General features: G+C 71.9%; 11 protein-coding genes. 4 read left to right on the forward strand and 7 right to left on the reverse strand.

Annotated elements, in window-relative coordinates:
- Positions 1 to 63 precede the first annotated feature (63 nt).
- The 3 genes from OG802_RS35625 (at position 64) to OG802_RS35635 (ending at position 2,673) form a co-directional block, all read left to right on the forward strand.
- The gene (locus OG802_RS35625; protein WP_329417966.1) at positions 64 to 603 is read left to right on the forward strand and encodes an ArsR/SmtB family transcription factor; all 540 of its coding nucleotides are present in this window, start codon (positions 64 to 66) and stop codon (positions 601 to 603) included.
- Positions 600 to 1,952, forward strand: a complete 1,353-nt coding sequence (locus OG802_RS35630) for an MFS transporter (RefSeq protein ID WP_329417969.1) — start codon at positions 600 to 602, stop codon at positions 1,950 to 1,952. The genes OG802_RS35625 and OG802_RS35630 overlap by 4 nt, the downstream gene beginning before the upstream one ends.
- A gap of 70 nt (positions 1,953 to 2,022) precedes the next feature.
- On the forward strand, positions 2,023 to 2,673 hold the full coding sequence (locus OG802_RS35635; protein WP_329417971.1) for an ATP-binding protein: 651 nt from the start codon (positions 2,023 to 2,025) through the stop codon (positions 2,671 to 2,673).
- Positions 2,674 to 3,082: 409 nt separating this feature from the next.
- On the opposite strand, the gene OG802_RS35640 is transcribed toward OG802_RS35635, so the two are convergent.
- Positions 3,083 to 3,535: an iron chaperone gene (locus OG802_RS35640; protein WP_329417974.1), complete on the reverse strand. Its 453-nt coding sequence runs from the start codon at positions 3,533 to 3,535 to the stop codon at positions 3,083 to 3,085.
- A 153-nt stretch (positions 3,536 to 3,688) separates the two neighbouring features.
- Positions 3,689 to 4,282 (reverse strand): TetR/AcrR family transcriptional regulator, encoded by a 594-nt coding sequence (locus OG802_RS35645; RefSeq protein WP_329417976.1) that lies wholly within the window; start codon positions 4,280 to 4,282, stop codon positions 3,689 to 3,691.
- An 84-nt stretch (positions 4,283 to 4,366) separates the two neighbouring features.
- Between OG802_RS35645 and OG802_RS35650 the strand changes: the two genes are divergently transcribed.
- Entirely contained in the window at positions 4,367 to 5,185 is an 819-nt protein-coding gene (locus OG802_RS35650; RefSeq protein WP_329417979.1) for an SDR family oxidoreductase, read from the forward strand.
- Positions 5,186 to 5,406: 221 nt separating this feature from the next.
- On the opposite strand, the gene OG802_RS35655 is transcribed toward OG802_RS35650, so the two are convergent.
- The 5 genes from OG802_RS35655 to OG802_RS35675 form a co-directional block, all read right to left on the reverse strand.
- Positions 5,407 to 5,790, reverse strand: a complete 384-nt coding sequence (locus tag OG802_RS35655; RefSeq protein WP_329417981.1) for a DUF6009 family protein — start codon at positions 5,788 to 5,790, stop codon at positions 5,407 to 5,409.
- Between the two features lie 175 nt (positions 5,791 to 5,965).
- Positions 5,966 to 7,510 (reverse strand): DNA primase family protein, encoded by a 1,545-nt coding sequence (locus OG802_RS35660; protein WP_329417983.1) that lies wholly within the window; start codon positions 7,508 to 7,510, stop codon positions 5,966 to 5,968.
- Positions 7,507 to 8,532 (reverse strand): bifunctional DNA primase/polymerase, encoded by a 1,026-nt coding sequence (locus tag OG802_RS35665; protein WP_329417985.1) that lies wholly within the window; start codon positions 8,530 to 8,532, stop codon positions 7,507 to 7,509. The genes OG802_RS35660 and OG802_RS35665 overlap by 4 nt, the downstream gene beginning before the upstream one ends.
- A gap of 1,118 nt (positions 8,533 to 9,650) precedes the next feature.
- Positions 9,651 to 10,022, reverse strand: coding sequence for a MerR family transcriptional regulator (locus OG802_RS35670; RefSeq protein ID WP_329418086.1), 372 nt, complete (start codon positions 10,020 to 10,022; stop codon positions 9,651 to 9,653).
- Positions 10,023 to 10,069: 47 nt separating this feature from the next.
- Positions 10,070 to 10,828 (reverse strand): SDR family NAD(P)-dependent oxidoreductase, encoded by a 759-nt coding sequence (locus OG802_RS35675; protein WP_329417987.1) that lies wholly within the window; start codon positions 10,826 to 10,828, stop codon positions 10,070 to 10,072.
- Between the last annotated feature and the right edge of the window lie 165 nt (positions 10,829 to 10,993).

The following is a 10,993-nucleotide window of genomic DNA, read 5'->3' on the forward strand; positions in this document are numbered from 1 at the left end:
CAAGCGGAACGTCTTTCCGAAAACCCCTTGCCCAATGGTCAAGAAACGTTGACCATTGCTCGCATGCCCACCGACGACCTTCCCGAGACGTTCCACGTCACCACGGACGAACAACTGCGCGCCGTCTCCAGCCTCACCCGTCACCGCATCATGGCCGTGCTCCGCTTCGAACCGGCGACGATCACCCAGATCGCCGACCGGGTGGGCCTGGCGAAGGGGAGTTCCAGCTACCACGTGCGCCTGCTGGAGCGGGCCGGCCTGGTGAAGGTGGTGCGCACGCGCAAGGTCCGGGGCGTGACCGAGCGGTACTACGCCATGGCCGCCCGGACCATCGAGCTGCCCGACCCGGGCGAGGGAGGCCCGGACCTGCTCATGCGGCACGCGGTGGCGGACCTCGAGGCGGCCCCGGCGGACGGCGAGCGGCACGTGCGGATGACGCATCTGCGGCTCACCGAGGACCAGTTCACGCAACTGGGCGCGCGACTGGAGGCACTGGCCGACGAGTACCGGGAGCTGTCCGACCCGTCGCTGCCGGACGCGTCGCTCGTCTTCGCACTGTTCCGCCCGACACCGCGCGCACAGTCCGAGGAGGACGCCAAGTGACCTCAGAAAAGCGGAAGTTGCCGCGGTTGCCGCAAGGGTTCGGACGGCTGTGGACCGCGCAGACGATCTCCTCACTCGGCGACGGGGTGACGCACGCCGCGCTGCCGCTGATCGCGCTGACCTTGACGCGGGATCCGATGGCCCTCGCCGTCGTCACGGCCGCCGGAACACTGCCCTGGCTGCTCTTCGGCGTGCTCGGCGGTGCGCTGGTGGACCGCTGGGACCGCCGGAGCACGATGTGGGTCGCGGACACGGCGCGGGCGGTGCTGCTCGCGATACCCGCGGGCGCGGTCGCGCTCGACGCCCTGTCCATTCCGCTGCTCGCGGCCGTCGCCTTCCTCCTCGGCCTCGGCGGACTCTTCTTCGACACGGCCGCCTCCGCCTTCCTGCCGGATCTGCTCCAGCGCGACCCGGCCCTCCTGGAGCGCGCCAACTCCCGCCTGCGCGGCGCGCAGACCGCCATGTCCGGCTTCGCGGGCCCACCCGCGGGCAGCGCCCTGCTGTCGCTGGGACGCGCGGTTCCGCTGCTGGCCGACGCGGTGTCGTTCCTCCTCTCCGCGCTGCTCGTCCGCTCCCTGCCCGCCATGCCCCGTCCGGTTGCGCAGGCCCGCGAGTCCCTTCTCCGCCAGGCGCGGGCCGGAGCCTCCCACGTCTTCCACGATCGGGTGCTGCTCGGCCTCGCGCTCCGCCCCGCGGTCGGCAACGTCGCCTTCATGGCCGTGGAGACCGTCCTCGCCCTCTTCGCGCACGACCGCCTCGGCGTCGACGCCTACGGCTTCGGCCTGCTCCTCACCGCGGAGGCCACCGGCGGCCTGCTCGGCGCGGGCATCGCCTCCCAGCTCGGCCGGCGTCTCGGCACCGGCACCGCGCTGACTTGCACGGCCGCGGTCGAAGGGCTCGCCATCCTGGGCCTTGCCACAGCCCCGGACCCGTTCGTGGCCGCGTCGGCGCTCGCCGTCTGCGGGGCCGGGATGGGTGCCACGATGGTGCTCGGCCCCTCCCTCCGGCAGGCGATCGTCCCGGCCGGCCTCATGGGCCGGGTCGCCTCCACCTCCCGCATGCTGGCCATGTGCGCCGCCCCTCTCGGAGCGTTCCTCGGCGGCTGGCTGGCCACCGCCTACGACATCCGCACCCCGCTCTACGCCGCCGCGGGCCTCCTCCTGACGATGACGGCCGTCACGGCGTCCATGACCAGCAACAGCCGAGTCGAAGCAGCCCTGCGCACCGCAGCCGCCACCCCGGCCCACCACTCGGCCCACCACTCGGCCCACGATCCGGCCCTCGAGGGGACACCGGAGGGTCCCGCCGGGGAGAGCGCACCCGCCGTGGGCGAGCGCACGGTGTCGTGACGCGGGACGAGAACCCGCCGCCGCCGGCTACCCGACCGATACGTGCCGAATATTCGCCAATACTTACCGGATGGACGGATCAAGGGCTTCCTGGGTCAACACCACGCACGACTGGGCCGCCATGGTGGACACGGACCATCTCGACCGGATCCGCCGGGCGCCCTCGGAGTTCTCGCCGGGAGGCCCCGAACACCTCGTTCTCGAGGTCGTCGCCTACGCCGCCGACGAAGCGGTGAGCCGGGGCGGCGGACGGTGTGTCGTCACGCTGCATGCCGACGGCTCGGTGTCGGTGACGGACGACGGGCGCGGCACCGACACCCGGGTCGACGAGCACGGCCATGTGGTGAAGAAGCCGGTCATGGCCACGAAGGACCTACGGTTCTTCGACCGCCCGGACGCGGAGCGACTCCCGGACGGGCATGCGCGTCGCGGCATGTCCGTCGTCGCCGCGCTGAGCGAGTGGCTCGTTCACTCCAACCGCCGTCTCAACGGATCCTGGACCCAACGCTACGAACACGGCGTCCCGGTGACCGGCCTGGAGCCCGTCGAGTCTGACGGCACCACGGGCACCCGCGTCCGCTTCCTGCCGAACCAGGCCCTGAGTTCGGCGTGGTCCCTGACCGCGAGCGACCCTTGGCGATGGTCCGAGCACTGGCCCGACCTGACCGCCCGCCTCGACGATCAGCGCGACGAGGGCAGTTCGGCCTGTTCGGACGGCTGATCCGACACCTGGTAGCGTCGCTCTCTTCGGCCGGGGAAGCCCGCTGGAGTCCCGACGGGACGCATGATGACCTCTGCGGACGGCAGTGCTCTGGCCGCTGCGACAGCGAGAGTCGCGAAAGCCTTCGGCGGCGTGACGGCCCGAGCGGACGAGACCGGCTGCGGCCGGTGCTTCGATGGGAGGCGCGGGCCGCCTGGCACGAAGTGAAGCGGTGGCTGGCGGATCAGGCCCGGACGACGTGATGGCACCGAACGAAACCGGGACCCCGCCGACATACCGGCAGGGCCCCGATCGCTGAGTGGACGTCATACGCGCGCGAACCGGCCGTCTCCGGCTCACCGCGCTCCGAAGACGCCGTCACGCCAAGCCGCACCGACACCGGCCGAGGCGCGAGAACCGCACGGAGGTGTTAGCTGACCGCCTGCTTCACCAGGGCCGCGATCCGCTCCTCGACCTCGGGCGTCACCTTGGCCAGGGCGAAGCCGGTCGCCCACATGGAGCCCTCGTCCAGGTTGGCGGGGTCGTTGAACCCGAGTGTCGCGTACCGGGCCTTGAACTTCGCCGCGCTCTGGAAGAAGCACACGACCTTGCCGTCCAGCGCGTACGCGGGCATGCCGTACCAGAGCTTCGGCGTGAGCTGGGGGGCGCTGGCGGTCACGACCGCGTGGACCCGTTCGGCCATGACGCGGTCGGAGTCGTCCATCTCGGCGATCTTGGCGAGCAGGTCCTGTTCCGCCTGCGCCTCCTTGTCCGCCTTGGAACCGCGTCGCGCGGCAGCCTTCTGCTCCTTGGCGTGGTCCTTCATCGCGGCCCGTTCCTCGGCCGAGAACCCCTCGTACGTGTCGCTCTTGGTGTTGCTCATGGTCTCTCCCGTAGCCCGTGGGTCGCACAGACCGACCCGGCGCGCTCGGCCGAGCCCGGTCCCTTCGGCCAGTACAGCATCCGTGAAGTCCCAAGCCCTTGATTTCCGCTCAAGCCCTGCTGGAGACCCCGAATGTCAGGAGTTCTCCGACCGTCAGGCCGGGGTCTCCAGGGAGTCCAGCCACTGGAGGAGGCGGGCGCCCTCGCGGGTCATGATGTCCGGGTCGCGCAGGGCGTTGGCCAGCAGCGACATGCCCTGGTAGGCGGAGACGAGGGTGACGGCGAGGCCGTCCGGGTCGGGTCGGCCCCATGCGCGGAACTGGTGTCCGGCCCAGTCGAGCAGCTGCCGGATGACGACGCCGGCCTCCACGTCGAGGGTGCCGTCGGCGCGCTTGTCGAGTTCGACGGCCAGGGTGCCGGTGGGGCAGCCGTAGCGGGCCGCGGTGTCGCGCCGGCCGACCCAGGCTTCGATCAGGGCCTTGAGACGCTCGCGCGGGTCGGGCAACTCGTCCAGGGAAGCGGTGAGTTCGGCCAGGTGCGCGCTGTGCTCGGACAGTGCGGCCCGGACCAGCTCGTCCTTGGTCTTGAAGTAGTAGTAGACGTTCCCGACGGGGATGTCGGCCGCGTGGGCGATGTCGGCGAGGGTGGTGCGCTCGACGCCCTGCTCGTGCAGGACCCGTGCCGCCGCGGCGGTGAGTCGTCGGCGCTTGTCGGCCGCACGCGTCCTGGGCTTCACTGAGTCAGTCACCTGACCAACTATAGATCTCCGCCAATGGGGCGTGCTAGCGTTCGAGTCGCAGTGAGTCAGTCAACTAACTTATGAGGAGATCCCGTGATCGCAGTGACCGGAGCCACCGGGAACGTCGGCCGCGAACTGGTCCGCATCCTCGCCGAGGCAGGCGAGGCGGTGACCGCGCTCTCGCGCGGCGAGGCGCGCGAACTCCCCGGCGGCGTACGCCATGTGCGGGCCGACCTCGCCGACCCCGATGCCCTGCGCCCCGCATTGGACGGCGCTGACGCACTGTTCCTGCTGGTGGCCGGCGACGATCCGCAGGGCGTCCTCGACGCCGCGAAAGCGGGCGGCGTCCGCCGGGTCGTCCTGGTCTCCTCCATCGGCGTCGCCACCCGCCCGGACGCCTACCGCCACCCCGCGGCCTTCGAGGCCGCACTGCTCGGCTCCGGCCTCGAACAGACCGTGCTGCGCTGCGGCGGGCTGGACTCCAACGCCTTCGCCTGGGCCGGGTCCATCCGCGCCGACCGGGTCGCCGCCGCCCCGTTCGGCGACGTCGGCCTGCCGGTGGTCGACCCGGCCGACGTCGCCGAGGTCGCCGCCGCCGCCCTGCTGCGGCCCGACCACACCGGCTCCGTCTACGAGCTGACCGGCCCCGCCCCCACCACTCCGCGTCAGCGTGCCGCGGCGATCGGCGCGGCACTCGGCGAGCCGGTGCGATTCGTCGAGCAGACGCGCGAGGAGGCCCGGGAGCAGATGCTCGCGTTCATGCCCGAGCCGGTGGTGGAAGGCACCCTCGCCATCCTCGGGGAACCGCTGCCCGCGGAGCGCCGGGCGAGCCCCGACGTCGAGCGCGTCCTGGGCCGTGCGCCGCGCTCCTTCGCGGACTGGGCCGCCCGCAGCGCCGCCGCCTTCCGCTGACGGCCCGCAGCAGTCGGTTCGCAGCAGTCGGTCCGGAGCTGTCGGCCGGCCGCGGGGAACGCGACGGAGCGCGCCGCAGGGGCGGGCAGACCAGCCCCGGCCAGGCCACAGAGGGCTGCCGTCGGCGCTCAGGGCCTTCCGGACCGGCCCGGCCCGCCAGGACGGTCTCACAGGCCCGTAGCGGCCTGTAGAGGCCCCGTAGCGGGCCGTAGGGCCCTGGATTACGAGGAGGTCCCGGTTATGGCTGCCGGGCCCCGCTGCGAGCGCGGGGTCTTCGCCCCGACCTTCTTGACCTCGATGGTGCGCGGGTCCACGGCCTCGCCGGGGGCGCCCTCGCGGTAGAGGCCGCCGGGCAGGCTGTCGCGGTCGTGCGGGAGGAGGAAGAAGACGCGGCGCTTGTACAGGCCGCTGTCCGGGTCGGGTTCGGCCTCGTCGTCGAGCTGGGCGTAGCCGACCATGCGCCCGTCGCGGGCGTAGGGGGGTTTGGTGTTGCGCCGCCGGGTCTTGTCGAGGGCCTGGCGGACGTAGTCGAGGTTCTCGGGGTCTTCCAGCCACACGACGTGTGCCTCGTGGGTGAGATCGCCCTCGGTCAGTAGCGAGCTCATGGCTGTCGCCCCTCCTTCGTCTGCGGGGCGGTGTGGCGTCCCGCCTCGTGGTGTGGTGAGCCGCCCGCGGCTGGACCTGGCCCCGCCGGTCCATGGTAGGCCGGGCTCATTCGGCCGGGTAGGGGCCTCGGTGCCCGGCGGGGGACGGGTGCGGTGTGCGGCGCGTGGTGTGGGTTCATGACGAGGTGTCCAGCAGGGCGAGGCCCGGGTAGTACTTGCGGCCGTTGGATTTGATCATGTCTGCGGGTGAGGCGAGGCCGACCTCCTGCCGGACTCGCGTGGCGAAGGCCCGGGTGCCCGCGGGGCGGATGCCCTCACCCGTGCTGCACCACGCCGCGTACGCGGTGTAGAGCAGGCCTTGTTCCACCCGCAGGTCGGGCTGGTTCTCGAGGTCGCTGGTGCAGCATTCGCTGAGGAAGCGCCCGATGTGGTCCTCGGTGTTGGCGTAGGCGGTGGTGGCGATGCGGACGCGGTCGGGGCCTTCGAGGCTGTCGCGGGTGGCGAGGTAGCGGCGGGCTCCTTCGATGAGCCACTGAAGGATGCCGGGGCCTTCGTCGCGGACGAGTTCGAAGGCCAGGTTGTCGATCTTGCGGTGGTCGGGGACGGTCCGCTCGAAGGGCAGGAGCCGGATGCGGCGCCAGAAGGCGAAGCCGCCCGTGGTGACTTCGGGCCGGTGGTTGCCGAGCAGCCACAGGTGGTGGGTGGGGGTGAAGGAGAAGTAGTCCTGGCGCATGCGGCGCGCCTTGATCTTGTCCCCGCCGGTCAGCAGCCGCACGCGGGCCTCGTCGAACTTGTCGTTGGGCTTGAGTTCGCTGCACACGATGAGCCGGCGCCCGTGGAGTTCGGTCAGCTCGGTGGAGTGCTCGGAGAAGGCCCCGCGGTCCATGAGGAAGCCGGGAGGAGCGGCGTCGGCGTAGTCGCCCAGGATCTGGATCATGACGTCCAGCAGGACGCTCTTGCCGTTCTTGCCGTGTCCGTGCAGGAACGGCAGCACCTGCGCGCCGACGTCCCCGGTGATGGAGTAGCCCAGCAGCAGGTGCAGGAAGTCGATCATTTCCTGGCCTTCGGCGTCGTCGCCGAAGGTGTCGTGCAGGAAGCGGTGCCAGCGCGGGGTCGCGGTGTGCTGCGGAGCGACGCTGGTGGCGCGGGAGTTGAAGTCGCGGGTGGGGCTGGGCTTGCGCAGCACGCCGGTGTGCAGGTCGACGACCCCGGCCGGGGTGCACAGGACGTAGGGGTCGCCGTCGAGGCTGTCGGGGTCCAGGGAGAGGTCGGGCGACGCCTTGGCCTGGGTGAGGAGGGCCTTCATGCCGGTCGTCGACAGCGTGCGCTTCTTGTGGTGGTAGAGGTCGCGGTCGCTGAAGAGGCCGCGAGGGTCGCTGTCGGGCATGTCCTCGGCCATCTCGCCCGCGGCCCACAGGGCGGCCTTCTCGCCCCCGGTGCGCTTCCAGCGGTAGCCGTCCCAGGAGAACCAGCCGAGGCCCTCGACGTGGCGGAACTGGTCGCGGTAGAGCGTCACGAACAGTTTGGCGTTGCCGCGGTCGGTGAGCGTGCCCGGCAGCGGCACGGACACCGCCCAGGACGGCGGCGCGGACGGGGAGGCCTGGGCCTGGGCGGGCAGCGGGGCCGCCGGTGCGGCCGACGCAGAGGCCGGCTGCTGGAGGTCCAGCATCTGCTGGGCGGCGGCGCTGGCGTCGAAGCGCGGCAACTCGGCGCTGCTCATGAACGTCCTTGGAGGAGGAACGGGCGGGCGGCCCCGGCGGTGAGGGCGTCGTCGATGATGCGGTCGTTGCGTGCGGTCTGCCAGGGCCGGGCGCGCGCGGCCGCGTCGCTCAACAGCGCCCGCGCGGTGCGCTCGTCGAGATGTCCGGCGGCCGCGAGTCCCCCGGCGGTGTAGCCGGCCTTGTTGAGCTTCTCGGTGAAGGCCGCGCCCTCGGGTGTGGCGGCGCATTCGGCCACCTCCAGCAGCAGCGGGTCGAGGACGGCCTGCCAGCCGCCCGCTGCGGGGCGCGGCCGCCTGCTGCGGGGAACCACCGCAGGGCGGGGTCGGACCGGGGCAGGCTGGATCATGTGTCCGGTCCTCACGAGTTCCTCGCCGAGCCATTCCGGCAGCGGCGCGGGCAGACGGGCGGGCCCTTCGCGCAGATAGACGCCCTTGTCGGTGCGGGTGGTGGGGGCGACGATGTAGCCGCCGTCGGCGCGCACGTCGACCTGCCAGGCCAGGGCGGCCTTGGAGCCCGAGCCGGTGGAGCAGCGGAACCGGCTGGCGGGGTGGGGGTTGCGATACCAGATGTGGAGCCCGCCGGAGGGGGTGCGCACGCGCAGGGTGCTCTCGTCGGCGGCCGGGTCGGGCCGGCCGCGCAGCGCGGCCAGGAGGGCGAGCGTGTCGAAGCCCGAGGCCAGGCCCTGCAGATCGACGGCGTCCGGGATCGGGATGCCCGGCAGCAGACGGTCGCGGTCGGGGACCTGGGCGGAGTGCGCGTCGACGTCGATGACGACCAGGTCCGCTCCCCCGCAGGCGACGCCGACGCCCCAGGACGGCGTCGCCGACCACCAGGCGTCGATGCGGGCCGGGTCGGTGGTCGCCGCGTGGAAGCCGTGGCAGGGGCGTCCGGCGGGCAGACAGGGGCAGTCCGCCGGGGGGTGACGCCGCTTCCTGCACTCGGCGCAGTTGCCCGCAGGCGTCTTGCGGCCGCTCGCGAGAGGGTGGACGGGCCAGCCTTGCAGGGCGCACCAGCGAGCCACGGCATGCGGCGTGGCGGGCCGCCCCGCTGCTGTGGGCTCTCTCGTCGGGCCGGGGCCGGGCACGCGTCGTCCTTCTGCCGGGGGATCTGGTCCCTCCGGTCCCTGCCTGCCACTGGGGTGGTGCTCGACTGAAGCCTGAGGCTGGAGGGACCGTAGGGACTGGGTTTCGGAAGAGAGTGTATGACCTGCGGAGCGGGGCCGGGTGGATACTCCCCCCGCGTGGCGGGCTATCAGCTTCTCGGTCCCTACGGTCCCTTGAGGACCTGCCCGGCGGGCGGGAGAGCGACCCCTCGGCCGGAATGGCCCCATTGGGAGCGACTGAAGCGACTCTGCCCCGAATAAGAGGCTTGCCGCGAAGGGGCTTGCGGGGTCCCTCTCCCCGGACAGGGACTGAAGCCTGAGGCGGGCAGAGCGGGTGTGCCCCTGCGGCGGCGGCCCGGAAGGGTGCCCGGACGGCGTCCGGGAGGCGGCGGGAAGGCCTTCTCCGGCGCAGGGACCGGAGCACCCCCCGATCCAGGGACCGAACAGTCCCTGGCGGAACGTCGGTCCCTCCGTTCAGTCCCTGCCTGTTTCCGCAGGTCAGAGCCATACTCCACCCTCTGAAAGGGACTGAAGGGACTGAAAGTCTCCATTATCAGCCAACTGGAATACATGTGTTCATCATGTGTTCCTTACATACGCGCGCACATACACGCACACGCAGGCCTGGCTCATAATGGAGACTTTGAGTCCCTTCAGTCCCTTTTCCGGCCCTCGAACCTACTCTGACCTGCACAAACACACAGGGACTGAACGGCAGGGACTGAAGCAGGTTCGGTCACTGCGCTGGCGCGGGAGGTCCCTCGCGAGGGAGCGCCGGCGTCTCCGCGCCCAGGCGAACCGAGAGGGACCACGCCGAGGGGACCGGGAACCAGGGACTGAAGGGAAGAATTCAGGGGCCGGGGACCGAAGCGAAGGGACCGAAGCGAAGGGACCGACGCGAGGGACTGAAGCGAAGGGACTGAAGCGAAGGGACCGGGGGAAGCGCCGAGATGGCACGAGGCCCGGCGCGGGACAGGCCCGGCGACCGGAAGCGCACCACGGCACCCCGCCCCTCCTGTCGCCGGTGAGACGACCGATCAGGCCGGGGAGCGCCACCCCTCGCCGGTCCGCTCCCGGAGGGCGGACTCCAGCCGGTCGCGGGCCTCGGTCTGGGCGGCGATGCGTTCGTCGAGGACCGCCAGCCGCTCCCGCGCGACCCTCAGTCCCTTGTCCGAGGGCGGCACGGCAGCCACGTCGCCGTCCAGGCACGGCAGGAACACGCGCACGTCGTCCAGGGTCAGTCCAGCGGCCAGGAGGAGGCGGATGTTGCGCACCCGCACCACCGCCCGCTCGTCGTAGACGCGGTAGCCGTTGGAAGCGCGTTCGGAGGAGATCAGCCCGGCCTGCTCGTAGTGGCGCAGGGCACGAGGGGTCGTCCCCGCAGCCTCGGCCAGCTCCCCGATCCGCACTCGCTCCTCCGCCCCCTGAGTCACGCCGATCACGCGCGTCACACCTATCACGCCACGACGGCTCCCCCGTCGACCGGGAGCACCACTCCGGTGACGAACGCGGCGTCAGGTGAGGCGAGTCGGGTGATCGCCCAGGCCACTTCCTCGGGGCGGCCGACGCGGCCCAGCGGAGTGTGGGCCACCTGCCACTCCCGCAGTGCCGCCAGGCGTTCCGGCGTCAGTCCCTGGTGCTTGCCGATGGGCGTGGCGACGGCACCGGGGGCGACCGCGACCACCCGGACCCCACGAGGAGCCAGCTCGACCGCCCAGCTGCGCGTCAGGAGGTCCAGGGCGCTCTTGGCGGCCGCATAGACCGAGTTGCCGGGCCAGGCCCGCTGCCCGACCGAGGTGCTCACGTTGACGATCACGCCGCTGGTCCTCTCGAGGAACGGCAGCAGAGCCTGAGTCAGCAAGATGGGGGCGACGAGGTTGGTGGCAAGCTGATCCGCGATCACTGCCGGACTCAGGGTGCCGAGGGATCCGCTGCGCACGATGCCCGCGTTGTTGACGAGCACATCCAGTCGGCCGTGCGTCCCGGCCACGGCGTCGACGATCCGCTGGATCCCGTCCTCAGCGGTGATGTCCGCGGGCAACGGCGTGATCCGGTCGTGCCCGGCCGCCGTCTCGGCGAGGGGTTCGCTGCGCCGTCCGATGACGATCACCCGTGCGCCCTCGGCGGCGAAGGCGCGCGCGGTGGCCCGGCCGATGCCGGTGCCCGCTCCCGTGACGGCGACGATCCTGCTGCTCTGCTGTGGTGCGTTGCCCATGCCGGCATCGTGCAACCCTGCCGCCGGCGGCAAGGTCAAGATCCTTTCGTGTGCCCGGCGGCGGCACTCCCCCGAACCCGAAACCCGGGTGACCGCCGACGGCACGCCCCGAACCGTCCAGCGGCCGTGTGCCGCCCGAACGGCGAGCCGCTGGACAAAAGAGAC

The organism is Streptomyces sp. NBC_00704 (assembly GCF_036226605.1).
Lineage (GTDB): Bacteria > Actinomycetota > Actinomycetes > Streptomycetales > Streptomycetaceae > Streptomyces.